Consider the following 19,565-nt stretch of genomic DNA (forward strand, 5'->3'; position numbering starts at 1 on the left):
AAGGCAAAATTTGGGGGAGGTGCCTATGCTCAATCAAGAACTGGAACTCAGTTTAAACATGGCTTTCGCCAGAGCGCGCGAGCACCGACATGAGTTTATGACTGTCGAGCATCTGTTACTGGCTTTGCTCAGTAACCCATCGGCTCGTGAAGCGCTGGAAGCGTGTAGCGTAGATCTGGTGGCGCTGCGACAGGAACTCGAGGCCTTCATCGAACAAACCACACCGGTTCTGCCAGCCAGTGAAGAAGAGCGTGACACTCAACCTACGCTTAGCTTCCAGCGCGTGCTGCAACGTGCGGTGTTCCACGTCCAGTCTTCTGGTCGCAGTGAAGTGACTGGCGCAAACGTGCTGGTGGCTATCTTTAGCGAGCAGGAATCCCAGGCAGCGTACTTGCTGCGTAAACATGAAGTCAGCCGCCTTGATGTGGTGAACTTCATCTCTCACGGTACACGTAAAGACGAACCTAATCAGGCACCCGGTGCAGAAAATCCGGTCAATGAAGAGCAAGCAGGCGGGGAGGAACGTATGGAAAACTTCACCACCAATCTCAACCAGCTTGCACGCGTGGGAGGGATCGATCCGCTGATTGGTCGCGATAAAGAGCTCGAGCGCGCCATTCAGGTTCTGTGTCGTCGTCGTAAAAACAACCCGCTGTTAGTGGGTGAATCGGGTGTCGGTAAAACCGCGATTGCCGAAGGGCTTGCCTGGCGTATTGTGCAGGGCGATGTTCCGGAAGTGATTGCCGATTGCACCATTTACTCGCTGGATATCGGTTCGCTGCTGGCGGGCACAAAATACCGTGGTGACTTTGAAAAACGTTTCAAAGCGCTGCTTAAACAGCTTGAGCAGGATCAGAACAGCATCCTGTTTATTGATGAGATTCATACCATCATCGGTGCGGGTGCTGCATCGGGTGGGCAGGTTGACGCCGCAAACCTGATTAAGCCGCTGCTCTCGAGTGGCAAGATCCGCGTTATCGGTTCTACCACTTATCAGGAGTTCAGCAATATCTTCGAAAAAGACCGTGCTTTGGCGCGTCGCTTCCAGAAAATTGATATTACTGAGCCAAGCGTTGAAGAAACCGTTCAGATTATTAACGGCCTGAAACCGAAGTACGAAGCGCACCACGACGTGCGTTATACCGCAAAAGCGATTCGTGCCGCGGTGGAACTGGCGGTGAAATATATCAACGATCGTCATTTGCCAGATAAAGCCATTGACGTTATCGACGAAGCGGGTGCTCGCAGCCGCCTGATGCCGGTGAGCAAGCGTAAGAAAACGGTCAATGTTGCTGATATCGAAACCGTGGTCGCCCGTATTGCGCGTATTCCGGAGAAGAGTGTTTCAGCAAGCGATCGTGACACACTGCGAAGCCTTGACGATCGCCTGAAAATGCTGGTGTTTGGCCAGGATAAAGCCATTGAGGCGTTAACCGAAGCCATCAAAATGAGCCGTGCCGGTTTAGGGCATGATCATAAGCCAGTGGGTTCATTCCTGTTTGCCGGGCCTACGGGTGTCGGTAAAACCGAAGTGACCGTTCAGTTGGCGAAATCGCTTGGTATTGAGCTGCTGCGCTTTGATATGTCGGAATACATGGAACGCCATACGGTGAGCCGTTTGATTGGTGCACCTCCAGGATACGTTGGTTTCGACCAGGGCGGCCTGCTGACGGATGCGGTCATTAAACATCCTCACTCTGTGTTGTTGCTTGATGAAATCGAAAAAGCGCACCCGGATGTATTTAACCTGTTATTGCAGGTGATGGATAACGGTACGCTGACAGATAACAACGGGCGTAAAGCGGATTTCCGTAACGTGATTCTGGTGATGACCACCAACGCCGGTGTGCGTGAAACCGAGCGTAAGTCTATTGGCCTGATTCGTCAGGACAACAGCACTGATGCAATGGAAGAGATCAAAAAGATCTTTACCCCGGAATTCCGTAACCGTCTGGACAACATTATTTGGTTCAACCATCTGTCTACCGATGTGATCCACCAGGTTGTCGACAAGTTTATTGTTGAGCTACAGGTGCAGTTGGATCAGAAAGGTGTCTCTCTGGAAGTGAGCCAGGAAGCGCGCGATTGGCTGGCAGAAAAAGGCTACGACCGTGCAATGGGCGCTCGTCCAATGACGCGTGTTATTCAGGACAACCTGAAAAAACCACTCGCTAACGAACTGTTATTTGGTTCACTGGTGGATGGGGGCCAGGTATCTGTGGCACTGGATAAAGAGAATCAGAAACTGATTTATAATTTCCATAGTGCGCAGAAACATAAACCGGAAGCGGCTCATTAATTTATCCGTATGACGGAATAAAAAAAGGCCAGGTCATCGACCTGGCCTTTCTATTACTAATTTGTACTTAATTGTTCACGCCGCCTGTTGTTGCCGCAGCGCTAAATAAAACTATCAGCGACTACGGAAGACAATGCGGCCTTTGCTCAGGTCGTACGGGGTCAGCTCTACAGTGACTTTGTCACCCGTCAGGATGCGGATATAGTTTTTACGCATTTTACCGGAGATATGAGCGGTAACCACGTGCCCGTTTTCCAGCTCAACGCGGAACATGGTGTTAGGTAACGTATCAAGTACGGTACCCTGCATTTCAATATTGTCTTCTTTGGCCATCTAATCCTCGAGGGTATCACTACCATAGTTTTGAACCGGCAAGATAATGCCCAAGTTCACGTATCATGTAAAGAATTGTTGGTGAAATCACCAGCGAAAGTGCAATTTGCGCATTACCCAAAACCCACTCAAAAGCTGCACTAATGGCGCTTAGGATGAGGGCTGCGAAGAGATAAACGATGGGTTGTCCCTGTTAAAGCTAATCCCAAACGGCGGCGGGGTAATGAGCAGAGCTCACTCTGCGGGGCTAATTATAACACTCTTAACAGTAATGTGCCGTAAACATTATCGTTACGACAGGATTTGTGGCACCCAACAATAAGATGCAAGTTGTTGTGGACGAAATATGGACAGATGTTCCAGATATTCACGGCGAGGAATTTCAATTGCTCCTAGCGATGCGGTATGGGCATTAAGTACCTGGCAATCTATAAGTTTGCCGCCATAACTTAGAAAGTGTTGGCAGAACACCAGCAGCGCCGTTTTTGATGCATTTTCCCGGCGACTGAACATTGACTCTCCACAAAACAGAGAGCCTTGCGCTACACCATATACTCCACCCACCAATTCTTTATCTTCCCAGACTTCTATCGAATGAGCATGGCCCAGTTCATGGAGTCGTTTATAGGCGTCGATGATTTCAGGTGTAATCCAGGTTCCTTCGTCGCGATCGTCTGCGCACTCGGCGATAACACGCTCGAATGCGTGGTTCAGCGTCACTCGGTACGGGGAGTTGCGGTGGAAACGCTTCATGCTGCGACTCAGGTGAAACTGATCCGGGAAAAGCACCGCGCGCGGGTCTGGCGACCACCATAAAATAGGGTCGCCTGGTGAAAACCAGGGAAAGATGCCCCGCTGGTAAGCCATCAACAAACGAGCCGGGCTCAAATCGCCCCCGAGCGCCAGTAACCCATTAGGTTCACGCAACGCGCCTTCCGGTGAAGGGAAGGCGATTGAGTCACGGGAAAGCTGAATAAGGCGCATGACTTGTGAACTCCGCAGTACAGCAATAATTATTGATAATAGACTAAGTGCTCATCCCATTAGGGCTATTTAATTTGCCATTTTGAAACTAGGCTGTGCTCAGAATGTTCCTGCGCGCTGTCCCTGTTCAAACTGACTGCAACAATAACGCCTATTGGGATGGCATTCATTACATAGCCTACAAACGCTGATGGAAATGATAATAACGCCCACCGCTGGCCATCAAATCCGGGTGATTACCTTGCTCAATAATTTGCCCGTTATCCATCACAATTATGCTGTCGAAATTGGCCAGCCCGCGCAGGCGATGCGTCACCATCAGCACGGTTTTTTCTTTAGTCACTTCAGTCAGCAAATCAAGAATCTGGCGTTCAGTTTCCGCATCTAAACCTTCGGTCGGCTCGTCGAGTAAAAACAGCGGGGCATCATGCAGCAAGGCTCGGGCAATCGCCAGACGGCGCAATTCACCACCTGATAACTGCCTGCCACCTTCGCCAAGCCAGTTATTCAGGCCCGCGTCGTCTAACAACTTCTCAAGACCTACACGCGTCAGGACACGACTCAGTTGTTCATCGCTTGCCTGGGGGGCAGCGAGCAAAAGGTTGTCGCGCAGCGTGGCACTAAATAGATGGACTCGCTGAGAGACGACGCTAGTAGCCGAACGCAAAGCCGTTTCATCAAACTGGCTTAACGCTTCGCCATTAAGATTGATCTCGCCTTGTTGTGGTTCCCATGCACGGGTAAGCAACTGAAGCAGCGTTGATTTACCACAGCCTGTGCGCCCGAGAATCGCGACATGTTGCCCAGCCTTGATTCTGAGAGAAATGTCTCGCAACGCCATTTGAGACTGTTCAGGATAGGCAAAGCTAACGTTGTTAATATCCAAAGCTACGCTTTCAGGGATGGAGTGAGGTTGTTCGGTGAAAACGACTTCTGGTTTTTGACTGGTGATTTCAGTTACGCGTAACGCGGATGCGATAACCTGACCTAAATGTTGAAACGCTCCGGTCACCGGGGCCAGTGCCTCAAAGGCGGCCAGGGCACAGAACACAAACAACGCAATAAGCGCACCAGGTGTTGTATTTCCACCTACACCAGCCGCAGCCATCCACAGCATCAATATGACGGCAACACCGCTGATAAGCAGCATAACGGCTTGTGAAAGAGCTGTAAGCTCCGCCTGGCGGCGCTGTGCTTCTTGCCAACTGTCTTCAGTCGCTTCGAGTTGCTGGCGATAGCGCTGGGTAGCACCAAAAATGGTTAATTCTGCGTGGCCCTGTAGCCATGCTGTGAGTTGCTGACGGTATTGTCCACGTTGGACGGTAATCGCCTCACCGGTTGATTTTCCCGCGTAATAAAATAAGGGCGGTAATATGAGTAATGTCGCAAGCAAAACACCGCCGAGCGTTAGAGCTAACTGCACATCCAGGAAGCTCAAACCAAACGTGACAACGGCAATGACGACAAATGCACCGACCATCGGCGAAATCACGCGCAGGTAAAGGTGATCAAGGGTGTCGACATCCGCAACTAGGCGATTAAGCAATTCACCCTGACGAAAATGAGCAAGCCCAGCAGGGGAGAGTGGAAGCAGTTTGCTAAAAGTGGAAACGCGCAGATGCTGAAGCACGCGGAACGTCGCATCGTGGCTGACTAAGCGTTCAAAATAGCGCCCTGCGGTACGCGTAATTGCGCCACCACGTACACCCGCGGCAGGCAACATATAGTTAAAACTATAAATACCGGCAACGCCGACCACAGCCGACGCGGAGAGGAACCAGCCTGAAAGCGTAAGCAGCCCAATGCTTGCCAGCAGTGTGATAATCGCCAGCACCACGCCAAGTGTCAGTAGCCATTTATGACGGCAATAAAGCGCCAGATAGGGCAGTAAAGCGCGCATTAAATCTCCTCCTGGCGATGAGCCAGTAACGTAGCAAACGGGCCTTCCTGAGAGGCAAGCGTTGCGTAATTTCCTTGTTGCACGATACGACCCTCACGCATCACCCACACCTCATCCCAGTCTCTGATGTAGTCCAATTGGTGCGTTACCATTAACGTCGTTTGTTGGCGGGAAGCGTCACTCAAAGCATCCATCACTCGCTGCTCGCTGTGAGCGTCCAGGCTTGCGGCTGGTTCATCCAGCAGTAACAATCCGCATGGCATCAGCAAGGCTCGTGCTACGGCAACACGTTGTGCCTGGCCGACCGATAAGCGCGCTGCGGCTTCGCCAAGCGGTGTATCAATACCTTGCGGTAACAACGGCAGGAATTCGCTGATAGAGGCTTTTTCCAGTGCAGTAGCTAATTGTTCAGAGCTCGCATCTGGAGCACTCAACAGCACGTTTTCACGGATGGTTAGAGCCGGAAGTTGTGGGTTTTGCCCAACCCAACTGAGTTGTTCGCGCCACCATTTAGGGTCAAGCTCTGAAAGCTCAACACCGTTGATTAGCAAGTGCCCTTGATAAGGTAAAAAACCAGATAACACATTGAGCAGTGAGCTTTTACCAGCACCACTTTGCCCAACCAAAACGACGCGTTGGTTGGCTGAAAGGGTGAAATTCAGAGGCCCTGCAAGAACTTTTTCTTCGGTCGACAGGATAACTAAATCACGCGCTTCAATGCAGATTGGCTCGTTGCAATTAAATTGCGCACTGCCTTTTTTACGTTCCTGCAATGGCGCATCGAGGAATGTCATCAGACTATCAGCTGCTCCCACGGCTTGTGCTTTAGCGTGATAGAAAGTGCCTAAGTCGCGTAGCGGCTGGAAAAATTCAGGTGCCAGAATCAGCGCCAGGAAACCCGCAAACAGCGACACGCCAGTACTATAATGGCCAAAGTTCAGCTCGCCAAGGTAGGAGAAACCAAAGTAAACCGCGACCACGGCAATAGACAGCGAGGCGAAAAACTCCAGCACGCCGGAGGAGAGGAACGCAAGGCGTAATACTTCCATTGTCCGCTGGCGGAAATCCTGCGAAGCAACGCGGATATTCTCTGTTTCTGCATGGCCTCGGTTAAACAAACGCAAGGTTTCCATGCCGCGAAGGCGGTCAAGGAAATGGCCACTAAGGCGAGCCAGCGCATGGAAGTTACGGCGGTTCGCATCAGCAGCGCCCATACCTACCATCGCCATAAACAGCGGGATTAGCGGTGCGGTGCAGAGCAAAATCAATGCGGCGACCCAGTTAAATGGGAAAATTACGATTAAAATTAGTACCGGAACCATCACTGCAAGCGACATTTGCGGCAGGTAACGGGCGTAATAATCGTGCATATCTTCAATCTGTTCGAGAACCATCGTTGCCCAACTGCCGACAGGTTTACCCTGAATCCAGGCAGGCCCTGCTTCGTGAACGCGATCGAGCACTTTACGGCGTATTTCCTGCCGAATGTGCAGCCCGGCATAGAAACCGACCTTTTCACGCAGCCATACGACCCAGGCTCGTAATACAAAAATCAGAATCAGGATAACGAACAACAGAAGCAAAGCTTCACGCGGTATGTTTTCCATAATCATATGCTGCAACATCCTGGCTAAAATCCAGGCCTGTGCAACGATCAACAGCCCACTGACCAAACCCAAAAAACGGGAAAGCCCCAGCCAGCGGCGCGAGATAATGCTTTGTGTTTTTAGCCAGCGGCTAAGTTCTTGTTGACGGGTTTTATTCATGGTTGCCAGTGCAGGTAAATGATGAATTATCAGGCAAAATTTGCGGGCAATGTTACAACGCAGGCAAAAGAAAGGCGACTTATTCAGTCGCCTTTACGTATCTTCAAACTGTCGCTATGGGTTACGAGAGTTACTTATTCTGTTCAGCGAGTCCGTCCAGGTAACGCTCAGCATCTAATGCAGCCATACATCCTGTGCCTGCTGAGGTAATTGCCTGGCGGTAGATATGGTCCATAACATCACCAGCTGCAAATACACCAGGGATGCTGGTTTGCGTGGCATTACCGTGGATACCGGACTGCACTTTGATGTAACCATTCTCCAACTCTAGCTGACCGTCAAAAATCCCAGTGTTCGGGCTGTGACCGATAGCAACAAACAGACCCGCAACTTCTAACTCTTCCGTCTGGTCAGTATTATGCGCATCGCGCAGACGCAAACCACTAACACCCATTTGATCGCCAGTTACTTCATCCAGCGTGCGGTTAGTGTGAAGTACGATATTGCCGTTCTTCACCTTATCCATCAGTCGATTAATCAGGATTTTCTCAGCCCGGAAGCTGTCACGGCGGTGAATTAAATGCACTTCAGAGGCAATGTTTGCCAGATAAAGCGCTTCTTCAACTGCGGTGTTACCACCACCGATGACCGCCACTTTTTGATTGCGATAGAAGAAACCATCACAGGTAGCACAGGCAGAAACACCACGGCCTTTAAATGCCTCTTCTGAAGGCAGACCCAGGTAACGTGCTGAGGCGCCGGTTGCGATGATCAATGCATCACAGGTGTATTCACCGCTGTCACCCGTCAGTCGGAATGGACGATTCTGAAGATCAACTTTAGAGATGTGATCAAACAGAATTTCGGTTTCAAATTTGGTTGCGTGCTCGTGCATGCGCTCCATCAGAGCTGGGCCAGTCAGGTCATTTGGATCACCCGGCCAGTTCTCGACTTCAGTCGTAGTGGTCAATTGGCCACCTTTTTCCATCCCGGTAATTAAAACGGGCTTGAGGTTGGCGCGCGCCGCGTAGACTGCTGCGGTGTAGCCCGCAGGGCCGGAGCCAAGAATTAGCAATTTACTGTGTTTAGCGGTGCCCATGAGATCCTCATTGTTCGTTGGCAGACAATCGAGGGATTGTAGGGAATTTGGCGGGGTAAAAAAAGGGTGCAGCGATTTTGTTAACTATATGTGCAATAGCTGTACTCAATCAGCCGTAGAACAATTCACTGAAAGCGCATAAAAATCCATCTGAATAGGGTAATTAGTCACGCAGGTAAAGTGATGAATAATCGTCAACTGTCCCGGATATATGGCACGTTCCACTAAATTTCGATGTTTTGCTTTGACAATCCGCTAAGCATTTGCGAAAACATTCGAGGAAGAAAAACATTTGGTATGAGAGCTGCAAAATAATCACGCATACCTGATGCAATTTTACCGGGTTATTGAAATCTACTCATGGCGTGGACAGACGCCATAAGTGATGTCGATGGCGGCCATTGGGCACCGGTCTTCTCACGTACACTCGGAACATTGACGTTGCCCGGGTTATGGCAGGTGAAGGAAGGAACACAGAGAGACAATAATAATGGTAGATAGTAAGAAGCGCCCTGGCAAAGATCTCGACCGCATCGATCGTAACATTCTAAACGAGCTGCAGAAGGATGGACGTATTTCCAACGTCGAGCTTTCGAAGCGAGTAGGGCTTTCACCGACTCCGTGCCTTGAGCGCGTGCGTCGCCTGGAACGACAGGGTTTCATTCAGGGCTACACAGCTCTGCTGAACCCGCATTATCTGGATGCATCACTTCTGGTTTTTGTTGAGATTACTCTGAATCGTGGCGCACCAGATGTGTTTGAGCAATTTAACGCCGCTGTTCAAAAACTTGAAGAAATTCAAGAATGTCATTTGGTATCCGGTGATTTCGACTACCTGTTGAAAACCCGCGTACCTGATATGTCAGCGTACCGCAAATTACTAGGCGAAACCTTGTTGCGACTGCCGGGTGTGAACGATACCCGTACCTATGTGGTCATGGAAGAGGTCAAACAGAGCAATCGTCTGGTTATTAAGACCCGTTAACACGGGCCAGGTGCAAAATCTGCGTATTTTGGTTACACTCCTGGTAATTCATACAGCAACAGTGCCGGGAATGCCCGGCACTGTTGCTCTCCATAGTTATTAAGGACCTGGAGAGTCTTACTTGAGCCAGGAATACACCGAAGAAAAAGAAGTTACATTGAGGAAACTCAGCAGCGGGCGTCGGGCATTAGAAGCCTTACTGCTCCTTGTTGCCATTTTTGCCGTCTATTTGATGGTGGCGTTGCTCAGTTTTAATCCTTCCGATCCCAGTTGGTCACAAACCGCATGGCATGAACCTATCCATAATTTAGGTGGGATGCCAGGTGCGTGGTTGGCCGATACACTGCTGTTTATTTTTGGCGTAATGGCCTACACCATCCCGGTTATCATTATCGGTGCGTGTTGGTTTACTTTCCGCAATCGGGATAACGAAGAGTTTATTGATTATTTTGCCGTTTCCTTACGCCTGATAGGCGTGTTGGCTATGGTTCTTACCGCCTGCGGCCTTGCTTCAATTAACGCCGATGATATTTGGTATTTTGCCTCCGGTGGGGTAATTGGTAGCTTGCTGAGTACAGCAATGATGCCATTGCTTAACAGCAGTGGCGGCACTATTGCACTGTTGTGCGTGTGGGCGGCAGGGTTAACGTTGTTTACTGGTTGGTCTTGGGTCGGGATCGCTGAGAAAATTGGTAGCGCGACTTTAAGCGTGCTGACGTTTGCCAGCAACCGCACTCGTCGGGATAACACCTGGCAGGACGATGATTACGACGACGAAGAAGAAAATGATGACGAACACGCGCCAGCAGTAGAAAAGCGTGAGTCTCGTCGTGCGCGTATTTTGCGTGGCGCACTGGCCCGCAAGCAACGCATCTCAGAAAAATTCGCTAATCCAAACGCACGCAAAACAGATTCAGCGCTGTTTTCTGGTAAGCGTATGGATGATGCCGAGGATGATGTTCTGTTCTCGTCCAACAAAGCCACTCAGCCGGAAGATGACGTACTGTTCTCTGGTAATAAAGCAACGCTGCCGGAAAGCGATGAGTACGATCCGTTATTACACGGGCAGTCTATCGTTGCGCCAGTCGCTGCTGCGGCCGCTATGGCGAACCCAGCTTACGCCGCCCCGGTGATGCCGACAGGTACCGTATCTCCTGTTGCTACGCCTGCGCCGGAAGTAGTAGAGACTCCGGCTATTGCCTGGCAGCCGGCACCGACTACGGTAACACCTGAGCCTGTGCTTGCGCCGACACCTGAAAGTTATCAAGCGCCTCGCGCCGCGGAACAATACAACCCTCAACAGGTGACCAGCCATTGGTCAGAGCCAGAAATGGTGCAGCCAGTTGTTGAACAAGCTCCGGTTCAGCCAATTTATTATGATCCAACCCCAGCGCAACCAATTGTTGAGCCTGAGCCGGTTGAAGAGATAAAACCGGCCGTTCGCCCGCCTCTCTATCATTTTGAAGAAGTCGAAGCGAAACGTGCTCGTGAGCGTGAACAACTAGCTGCCTGGTATCAACCGGTTAATGAGCCAAAACCTGATCCTTACGGTTATGACAGCTCTCCTGCTTTTGCCTCAACGTCTGTAACCGATTCTTCACGCTTTGAAGCGACAGCTATTCCTCAGGGCTTCTCTGGCGTTTTGCCTGAGATTCCTGTTGTAGCGGCTCCACCTGTTCCTCAAAGTGTCAAAGATGCGGCAAAAGTTGCGAGTGCTGTGGCTGCCTTTAGTCCGGTATTCAGCATTGCCAGCGATGCGCCGCGCCCTCAGATTAAAGAGGGGATTGGCCCTCAGTTACCACGTCCAAATCGTGTACGTGTGCCGACACGTCGTGAACTCGCCTCTTACGGAATTAAGTTGCCGTCGCAGCGTATGGCTGAAGAAGAAGCGCGTCGCCAGAATGGTATGGATATTGAAGAAGACTATGCTGACGATGCCGAAGAAATGGAACAGCATGAACTTGCTCGCCAGTTTGCAGCCCAGCAACAACAGCGTTACGGCGAAGAGTATGAAGACGACTCTTTGCAGCAAGACGAAGATGAGGCTGAGCAGGTTGAATTAGCGCGCCAGTTCGCTGCACAACAGCAACAGCGTTATTCAGCACCCCAGCAGCAACCGAATCAACAACAGCCAAATAATGTTCCGTTCTCATTGGATGATTTTGATTTCTCGCCAATGAAAACGTTAGTGAACGATGGACCTAGTGAGCCATTGTTTACGCCGGGTCACGTTGAAGAACCGGTTCCTGTGCAGCAATCGCAAAATTGGCAGGCTGTTCCGCAGCCGCATGTCCAACAACAACCGACACCTGCACCAGTTACCGCCCCGTCATTCAAAGAGAGTTTGATCCATCCTTTCTTGATGCGTAATGGTGATGACCGTCCGTTGCAGCGCCCAACCACGCCGTTGCCATCTCTGGACTTGCTGACGTCTCCACCTGCGGAAATTGAGCCAGTAGATACCTTTGCTCTTGAGCAAATGGCGCGTCTGGTTGAAGCTCGTCTTGCGGATTATCGTATTAAAGCCGATGTGGTGGATTACTCTCCAGGCCCTGTAATCACGCGCTTTGAACTTGATTTAGCGCCGGGAGTTAAAGCTGCACGTATTTCTAACCTGTCTCGTGACCTGGCGCGTTCGTTGTCGACTGTCGCGGTGCGTGTTGTAGAGGTTATTCCGGGTAAACCATACGTGGGCCTGGAATTACCAAACAAAAAGCGCCAGACCGTTTACCTACGCGAAGTGCTCGATTGTGCCAAATTCCGTGAAAGTACTTCGCCGCTAACAGTGGTGTTGGGCAAAGACATCGGCGGCGAGCCGGTGATTGCCGATCTTGCAAAAATGCCTCACTTGCTGGTAGCTGGTACGACCGGTTCCGGTAAGTCCGTTGGCGTTAATGCCATGATCCTCAGCATGTTGTATAAAGCCACACCTGACGAAGTGCGCTTTATTATGATCGACCCGAAAATGCTTGAGTTGTCAGTGTATGAAGGCATTCCACATCTGTTAACTGAAGTCGTAACAGATATGAAAGATGCTGCCAATGCATTGCGCTGGAGCGTTAACGAAATGGAACGTCGTTACAAGCTGATGTCCGCGCTAGGCGTGCGAAATCTGGCGGGTTATAACGAACGCGTGCTGGAAGCTGAACGTATGGGTCGCCCAATCCCAGATCCATTCTGGAAGCCGGGCGACAGCATGGAAGTTTCTCATCCAATGCTTGAGAAACTGCCGTATATCGTCGTGCTGGTAGATGAGTTTGCCGACCTGATGATGACGGTCGGCAAGAAAGTGGAAGAGTTGATCGCTCGTTTGGCGCAGAAAGCGCGTGCTGCGGGTATTCACTTAGTGCTGGCTACTCAGCGCCCATCTGTAGACGTGATTACCGGCTTGATTAAGGCCAATATTCCTACGCGTGTGGCGTTTACCGTGTCGAGCAAAATTGACTCCCGCACTATTCTTGACCAGGCCGGTGCTGAGTCACTGCTGGGGATGGGCGATATGCTCTATTCCGGGCCAAACTCTACGCTGCCAGTGCGTGTGCATGGTGCGTTTGTTCGTGATCAGGAAGTGCATGCAGTTGTTCAGGACTGGAAAGCACGTGGCCGCCCACAATATATCACCGGTATTACTTCAGATACCGAAAGTGAAGGCGGTGCAGGTGGCGGTCTTGACGGTGATGAAGAACTCGACCCGTTATTTGATCAGGCTGTCGCGTTTGTGGTTGAAAAGCGTAAAGCTTCAATTTCTGGTGTTCAGCGCCAGTTCCGCATTGGTTATAACCGTGCGGCGCGAATTGTTGAGCAGATGGAAGCGCAGGGTATCGTGAGTCCACAGGGGCATAATGGTAACCGCGAAGTGCTTGCGCCACCGCCATTTGAGTAACCCTGTGCAAAAGAGTCGTGATTGAGACTCTTTTGCAAAGATGGGTAAATTACCGGAAAATCAGCTTATTCTTCTGTTGCTACAGAATGGCTCTCGACTAGAGTGGGCAGCAGAAATGCCACTGTGTATTCGTTTTGTGGTGCGTGTATTTAAAGGGATCATAATGAAAAAAATCGCTATTACTTGTGCTTTGTTGACCGCTCTTACCGCAACCGCTGCCTGGGCTGATGCCGCAGGCGACCTGAAAACGCGTCTGGATAAGGTCAGCAGCTTCCACGCCAGCTTCACGCAGAAAGTGACCGATGGTAGTGGCGCGGCTGTTCAGGAAGGCCAGGGGGATTTGTGGGTTAAACGTCCAAACCTTTTTAACTGGCACATGACTCAACCTGATGAAAGTATTCTGGTCTCTGACGGCAAAACATTGTGGTTCTACAACCCGTTTGTTGAGCAAGTCAGTGCGACCTGGCTGAAAGATGCCACCGGTAATACACCGTTTATGTTGATTGCGCGCAACCAGAGCAGTGACTGGCAGCAATACAACATTAAACAAAGCGGTGATGATTTTGTACTGACTCCAAAAACCAGCGCCGGCAATCTCAAGCAATTCACTATTAATGTCGGAAGCGATGGCACTATCCATCAATTCAGCGCGATTGAGCAAGACGATCAACGCAGCAGCTATGCGCTGAAAACCCAGCAAAATGGTGCGGTTGATATGAGCAAGTTTACGTTTACCCCGCCTGCTGGTGTGACGGTGGACGACCAACGTAAGTAGAGGTATGAGTGAGCAACCTGTCGCTCGATTTTTCTGAGAATACCTTCAAACCTCTGGCTGCGCGTATGCGGCCAGAGAACCTCGCGCAATACATCGGCCAACAACATCTGCTCGCTCCAGGCAAACCGCTTCCTAAAGCAATCGAAGCGGGGCATCTCCATTCTATGATTTTATGGGGACCTCCAGGTACGGGCAAAACTACGCTTGCTGAAGTGATTGCTCACTATGCTGACGCCGATGTAGAACGCATTTCGGCTGTCACTTCAGGCGTCAAAGAAATCCGCGAAGCCATAGAGCGTGCGCGCCAGAATCGCAACGCGGGGCGGCGAACGATTCTATTTGTCGACGAAGTCCATCGCTTCAACAAAAGCCAGCAAGATGCTTTTTTGCCGCACATTGAAGACGGCACGATTACGTTTATCGGCGCAACCACAGAAAACCCGTCATTTGAACTGAACTCAGCACTGCTTTCGCGTGCACGCGTTTATTTGCTTAAATCGCTGACCACTGAAGACATTGAAAAAGTCTTGAGCCAGGCGATGAGCGATTCTGCGCGTGGGTATGGCGGGCAAAACATTGTCCTGCCCGATGACACGCGTCTTGCTATTGCAGAACTGGTCAACGGTGATGCCCGGCGTGCATTGAACACGCTGGAAATGATGGCTGATATGGCTGAAACCGATGCGAGCGGCAACCGCGTTCTACAAATTGCGCTTTTGACCGAAATTGCTGGTGAACGCAGTGCGCGATTTGATAATAAAGGCGACCGTTTTTACGATCTTATCTCCGCCTTACACAAGTCGGTGCGGGGTTCTTCACCTGATGCAGCTCTGTACTGGTATGCGCGTATTATCACCGCGGGTGGCGACCCTTTATATGTCGCTCGCCGTTTGCTGGCGATTGCCTCGGAAGATGTCGGTAATGCTGACCCTCGTGGCATGCAGGTCGCTATTTCTGCCTGGGATTGCTTTACCCGCGTAGGCCCTGCCGAAGGTGAGCGTGCTATCGCTCAGGCAATTGTTTATCTGGCCTGTGCGCCGAAAAGTAATGCGGTTTATACAGCATTCAAGGCGGCCATGGCGGATGCCCGTGAACGCCCGGATTATGACGTTCCTGTCCATCTTCGCAATGCACCAACCAAGCTGATGAAAGAGATGGGGTACGGTCAGGAGTATCGTTATGCTCACGACGAAACCAATGCCTATGCTTCCGGCGAGGTCTACTTCCCGCAGGAAATGGCACAAACGCGCTATTATCGGCCGACAAACAGAGGTCTTGAAGGCAAGATTGGCGAAAAGCTGGCCTGGCTTGCTGAACAGGATCAAAATAGCCCGACAAAACGCTACCGCTAAAGCAGACGTTGCGGTAAGGTTAGGAAAACTATCACTGTGGTTGCAATCTGTGGCCGCATCCCCTTCATTTAATTCGATAAGCACAGGATAAGCATGCTCGATCCCAATCTACTGCGTACAGAGCCAGACGCAGTCGCTGAAAAACTGGCACGCCGAGGCTTCAAGCTGGATGTAGAAACGCTGCGCTCTTTAGAAGAGCGTCGTAAAGTATTGCAGGTGAAAACTGAAAATCTGCAAGCTGAACGTAACTCGCGATCGAAATCCATTGGCCAGGCGAAAGCGCGTGGAGAAGATATAGAGCCGTTGCGTTTGCAAGTCAACCAGTTGGGTGAAGAGCTGGATGCAGCGAAAACTGAACTTGATATCCTGCTTGCAGAGATCCGCGACATCGCGCTGACGTTGCCTAACATCCCGGACGATTGCGTGCCGATGGGTAAAGATGACAGCGAAAACGTTGAAATCTGCCGCTGGGGTGAGCCGCGTAAATTCGATTTTGAAGTGCGTGACCACGTGACGCTGGGCGAAATGGCTAAAGGTCTGGATTTCGCATCTGCTGTTAAACTGACCGGTGCTCGTTTTGTTGTGATGCAAGGGCAAATTGCTCGTCTGCACCGCGCCCTGAGCCAGTTCATGCTTGACCTGCATACTGAGCAGCATGGTTATATTGAGAACTATGTTCCGTATCTCGTAAACCACGACACGCTTTATGGTACAGGCCAATTGCCTAAATTTGCTGGTGACTTGTTCCATACTCGTCCGCTGGAAGAAGAAGCTGATGCAAGCAACTACGCGTTGATCCCAACCGCAGAAGTGCCGTTGACCAACTTGGTGCGTGATGAAATTCTCGATGAAGATGCTCTGCCGCTGAAAATGACCGCACATACCCCATGCTTCCGTTCTGAAGCGGGTACTTACGGTCGTGACACGCGTGGTCTTATCCGTCAGCACCAGTTCGATAAAGTTGAGATGGTGCAGATTGTGCGTCCGGAAGACTCTATGGAAGCACTGGAAGAGTTGACCAGCCACGCGGAGAAAGTGCTGGAGTTATTGAATCTGCCATACCGCAAAGTGTTGTTGTGTTCTGGTGATATGGGCTTTGGCGCGGTCAAAACTTATGATCTGGAAGTGTGGTTGCCTGGGCAGGATACTTACCGTGAAATCTCCTCTTGCTCCAACTGCGGAGATTTCCAGGCGCGTCGTTTGCAGGCTCGCTGCCGCAGCAAATCAGATAAGAAAACTCGTTTGGTGCATACCCTGAACGGTTCTGGTCTGGCTGTAGGTCGTACACTGGTTGCGGTACTTGAAAACTACCAGCAAGCAGATGGTCGTATCGAAGTTCCGGAAGTGCTGCGTCCTTACATGAAAGGGCTTGAGTACATCGGCTAATGTATTAGTGCTATTTAATTGCTTAAAAGCGCCTGCGGGCGCTTTTTTTATGCCGTAAATATTCTCATTCCCATAGATAATCTGCCTTTATTGACACCAGACAATAACAAATACCCCTATATGAGTATTATCTCTCCCAGAAAGAGAGTGGTGATTATTAATACAATTCATTCGGCGTCCTTATCAATTGATGGTTTCAGATTACATGATGTAACTGGACTACCAATTGTGGCCCTGACATAAACCAATACACTCCTTTCTCTTTTGGGCTGAGCAATGGATACGCATGCCGCAATTTAGTCAGCAACCGTTGCCAGCTTGTTTAAATGTGAGCACTAAACAAGTGGGTCATTATGAAAGAGAAAACTTCTAATGCGGTCCTTACCGCACAAGTGAGTCGCCGTAAGCTGGTGAAAACTACAGCTATCGGTGGTCTTGCCGCTGCGAGTGGAGCATTAACACTTCCCTTTAGCCGCCTGGCTTTTGCACAGACTGCCGCTGATACACAAACAGATGCTGAAAAAGTTATCTGGAGCGCCTGTACAGTAAACTGCGGTAGCCGTTGCCCACTTCGTATGCATGTGGCGGATGGCGAAATCAAATATGTTGAGACAGACAACACCGGTGATGATAACTACGAAGGGTTGCATCAGGTCCGCGCGTGCCTGCGTGGTCGTTCAATGCGTCGTCGCGTCTATAATGCCGACCGCCTGAAATATCCGATGAAGCGTGTTGGTGCGCGTGGAGAAGGGAAGTTTGAGCAAATCAGTTGGGATGAAGCCTACGATACCATCGCCAATAGCATGAAAGGCATTATCAAAGAGTACGGCAACGAAGCTATTTACCTGAATTACGGCACCGGTACGCTGGGTGGCACCATGACCCGCTCCTGGCCACCAGGGTCAACATTAATCGCCCGTTTGATGAACTGCTGTGGCGGTTATCTCAACCATTATGGCGACTATTCAACTGCACAAATTGCCGCTGGCCTGAACTATACCTACGGCGGTTGGGCGGATGGCAATAGCCCATCTGATATTGAAAACAGCAAATTAGTCGTGCTGTTTGGCAATAACCCTGGCGAAACGCGTATGAGTGGCGGCGGGGTGACTTACTATCTTGAGCAGGCTCGCGAAAAATCTAATGCTCGCATGATTATCATCGATCCTCGTTACACCGATACCGGTGCCGGGCGTGAAGATGAGTGGATTCCAATTCGTCCGGGTACTGATACCGCCCTTATCTCAGCTTTAGCATGGGTAATGATCACTGAAAATCTGGTTGATCAGCCATTCCTCGATACATACTGTGTCGGTTACGACGAAAAAACTCTTCCAAAAACGGCTCCTGCTAACGGACATTACAAAGCCTATATTCTTGGCGAAGGAGCCGATGGCCAGGCCAAAACGCCACAATGGGCGGCCCAAATTACCGGTATTCCTGCCGACCGCATTATTAAACTTGCTCGTGAAATCGCCACCGCGAGACCTGCTTTTATTAGCCAGGGCTGGGGGCCACAACGCCACTCAAACGGTGAACTGGTTTCACGTGCCATCGCCATGTTGTCGATCCTGACGGGTAATGTGGGAATCAATGGCGGTAATAGCGGCGCACGCGAAGGCTCTTATAGCCTGCCATTTGTGCGTATGCCGACGCTGGAAAATCCGGTGCAAACCAGTATTTCGATGTTCTTGTGGACGGATGCCATCGAGCGCGGCCCAGAAATGACCGCAACTCGTGACGGTGTGCGCGGCAAAGATAATCTCGATGTGCCAATCAAAATGGTCTGGAACTATGCCAGTAACTGCCTGATTAACCAGCACTCAGAAATTAACCGTACTCACGATATCCTACAAGACGACAAGAAATGCGAAATGATTGTGGTGATCGATAACCACATGACTTCCTCTGCTAAATACGCAGATATATTGCTGCCTGATTGCACCGCATCTGAGCAGATGGACTTCTGCCTCGATGCGTCATGCGGCAACATGGCTTATGTGATTTTTGCCGATCAGGTGATTAAACCTCGTTTTGAGTGCAAAACTATTTATGAGATGACTACTGAACTGGCAAAACGCATGGGGGTTGAGCAACAGTTCACAGAAGGGCGCACGCAAGAAGGCTGGATGCGTCATCTCTATCAGCAGTCTCAGGAAGCGATTCCTGACCTACCGAGTTTTGATGAATTCCGAAAAGTTGGCATCTTCAAGCAGCGTGACCCTGAAGGCCACCACGTGGCGTATAAAGCCTTCCGTGAAGACCCAGCGGCGAATCCACTGACGACACCATCAGGGAAAATTGAAATCTATTCTGAACAGTTAGCCGAAATTGCAGCCACCTGGCAACTTAATGAAGGAGACGTCATCGATCCGCTACCAGTTTACAGTGCGGGCTTTGAAAACTTTGGCGATCCGCTGGCCGAGAAATGGCCATTGCAGATGACGGGCTTCCATTACAAAGCGCGTACCCACTCAACCTACGGCAATGTGGATGTGTTGAAAGCAGCCTGTCGTCAGGAAATGTGGATCAACCCAATTGATGCACAGCAACGTGGGATTAAGAACGGCGACATAGTGCGTATCTTCAATGGGCGTGGGGAAGTTCAAATCAATGCGAAAGTGACACCGCGCATAATCCCTGGCGTTGTCGCGATGGGGGAAGGGGCCTGGTATAGCCCGGATGCCAATAAAGTTGACCACTCGGGTAGCATTAACGTGTTAACCACGCAGCGGCCGTCGCCACTGGCAAAAGGCAACCCATCCCACAGTAACCTCGTCCAGGTCGAGAAGGCGTAAGGAAT

Annotated in this window: 12 protein-coding genes; 7 read left to right on the plus strand and 5 right to left on the minus strand. The window is 50.6% G+C overall.

From position 1 onward, the window contains the following. Positions 1 to 25 precede the first annotated feature (25 nt). On the plus strand, positions 26 to 2,299 hold the full coding sequence (gene clpA, locus M977_RS17640; protein ID WP_064517462.1) for an ATP-dependent Clp protease ATP-binding subunit ClpA: 2,274 nt from the start codon (positions 26 to 28) through the stop codon (positions 2,297 to 2,299). 114 nt (positions 2,300 to 2,413) lie between these two features. Here clpA and infA read toward each other — a convergent pair whose 3' ends face one another. The 5 genes from infA to trxB all read right to left on the minus strand — a co-directional run bounded on the left by infA (position 2,414) and on the right by trxB (position 8,381). Then, positions 2,414 to 2,632 carry a translation initiation factor IF-1 gene (infA, locus tag M977_RS17645; RefSeq protein WP_002211347.1) on the minus strand — a complete coding sequence of 73 codons (219 nt, stop codon included), beginning with the start codon at positions 2,630 to 2,632 and terminating at the stop codon, positions 2,414 to 2,416. A 291-nt stretch (positions 2,633 to 2,923) separates the two neighbouring features. Beyond that, positions 2,924 to 3,616 carry a leucyl/phenylalanyl-tRNA--protein transferase gene (aat, locus tag M977_RS17650; protein ID WP_064517465.1) on the minus strand — a complete coding sequence of 231 codons (693 nt, stop codon included), beginning with the start codon at positions 3,614 to 3,616 and terminating at the stop codon, positions 2,924 to 2,926. A 178-nt stretch (positions 3,617 to 3,794) separates the two neighbouring features. Continuing rightward, on the minus strand, positions 3,795 to 5,516 hold the full coding sequence (cydC, locus tag M977_RS17655; protein WP_064517468.1) for a heme ABC transporter ATP-binding protein/permease CydC: 1,722 nt from the start codon (positions 5,514 to 5,516) through the stop codon (positions 3,795 to 3,797). Next, on the minus strand, positions 5,516 to 7,282 hold the full coding sequence (gene cydD / locus M977_RS17660) for a heme ABC transporter permease/ATP-binding protein CydD (RefSeq protein ID WP_064517471.1): 1,767 nt from the start codon (positions 7,280 to 7,282) through the stop codon (positions 5,516 to 5,518). The genes cydC and cydD overlap by 1 nt, the downstream gene beginning before the upstream one ends. A 130-nt stretch (positions 7,283 to 7,412) precedes the next feature. After that, positions 7,413 to 8,381 carry a thioredoxin-disulfide reductase gene (trxB, locus tag M977_RS17665; protein WP_064517474.1) on the minus strand — a complete coding sequence of 323 codons (969 nt, stop codon included), beginning with the start codon at positions 8,379 to 8,381 and terminating at the stop codon, positions 7,413 to 7,415. 490 nt (positions 8,382 to 8,871) lie between these two features. Between trxB and lrp the strand changes: the two genes are divergently transcribed. The 6 genes from lrp (at position 8,872) to dmsA (ending at position 19,560) form a co-directional block, all read left to right on the plus strand. Then, a complete protein-coding gene (lrp, locus tag M977_RS17670; RefSeq protein WP_000228469.1) occupies positions 8,872 to 9,366 on the plus strand; it encodes a leucine-responsive transcriptional regulator Lrp in 495 nt (164 codons plus the stop codon). Positions 9,367 to 9,487: 121 nt separating this feature from the next. Then, positions 9,488 to 13,249, plus strand: a complete 3,762-nt coding sequence (locus M977_RS17675) for a DNA translocase FtsK 4TM domain-containing protein (RefSeq protein WP_064517478.1) — start codon at positions 9,488 to 9,490, stop codon at positions 13,247 to 13,249. Positions 13,250 to 13,412: 163 nt separating this feature from the next. Further along, a complete protein-coding gene (gene lolA, locus M977_RS17680) occupies positions 13,413 to 14,024 on the plus strand; it encodes an outer membrane lipoprotein periplasmic chaperone LolA (RefSeq protein ID WP_064517684.1) in 612 nt (203 codons plus the stop codon). An 8-nt stretch (positions 14,025 to 14,032) separates the two neighbouring features. Then, entirely contained in the window at positions 14,033 to 15,376 is a 1,344-nt protein-coding gene (locus tag M977_RS17685; RefSeq protein WP_064517481.1) for a replication-associated recombination protein A, read from the plus strand. A 93-nt stretch (positions 15,377 to 15,469) separates the two neighbouring features. Then, positions 15,470 to 16,762: a serine--tRNA ligase gene (gene serS / locus M977_RS17690; protein WP_064517484.1), complete on the plus strand. Its 1,293-nt coding sequence runs from the start codon at positions 15,470 to 15,472 to the stop codon at positions 16,760 to 16,762. Between the two features lie 353 nt (positions 16,763 to 17,115). Continuing rightward, positions 17,116 to 19,560, plus strand: a complete 2,445-nt coding sequence (gene dmsA, locus M977_RS17695) for a dimethylsulfoxide reductase subunit A (protein ID WP_064517487.1) — start codon at positions 17,116 to 17,118, stop codon at positions 19,558 to 19,560. Positions 19,561 to 19,565 lie beyond the last annotated feature (5 nt).

This window comes from Buttiauxella gaviniae ATCC 51604 (genome assembly GCF_001654835.1).
Classification (GTDB): Bacteria; Pseudomonadota; Gammaproteobacteria; order Enterobacterales; family Enterobacteriaceae; genus Buttiauxella; species Buttiauxella gaviniae.

Bases quoted from the DNA above. Each gene is read 5' to 3' on its own strand.
- cydD (WP_064517471.1), bottom strand. From the start codon at position 7,282: ATGAATAAAACCCGTCAACAAGAACTTAGCCGCTGGCTAAAAACACAA.
- clpA (WP_064517462.1), top strand. From the start codon at position 26: ATGCTCAATCAAGAACTGGAACTCAGTTTAAACATGGCTTTCGCCAGA.
- aat (WP_064517465.1), bottom strand. From the start codon at position 3,616: ATGCGCCTTATTCAGCTTTCCCGTGACTCAATCGCCTTCCCTTCACCG.
- lrp (WP_000228469.1), top strand. From the start codon at position 8,872: ATGGTAGATAGTAAGAAGCGCCCTGGCAAAGATCTCGACCGCATCGAT.
- infA (WP_002211347.1), bottom strand. From the start codon at position 2,632: ATGGCCAAAGAAGACAATATTGAAATGCAGGGTACCGTACTTGATACG.
- dmsA (WP_064517487.1), top strand. From the start codon at position 17,116: ATGAAAGAGAAAACTTCTAATGCGGTCCTTACCGCACAAGTGAGTCGC.
- trxB (WP_064517474.1), bottom strand. From the start codon at position 8,381: ATGGGCACCGCTAAACACAGTAAATTGCTAATTCTTGGCTCCGGCCCT.
- lolA (WP_064517684.1), top strand. From the start codon at position 13,413: ATGAAAAAAATCGCTATTACTTGTGCTTTGTTGACCGCTCTTACCGCA.
- cydC (WP_064517468.1), bottom strand. From the start codon at position 5,516: ATGCGCGCTTTACTGCCCTATCTGGCGCTTTATTGCCGTCATAAATGG.
- serS (WP_064517484.1), top strand. From the start codon at position 15,470: ATGCTCGATCCCAATCTACTGCGTACAGAGCCAGACGCAGTCGCTGAA.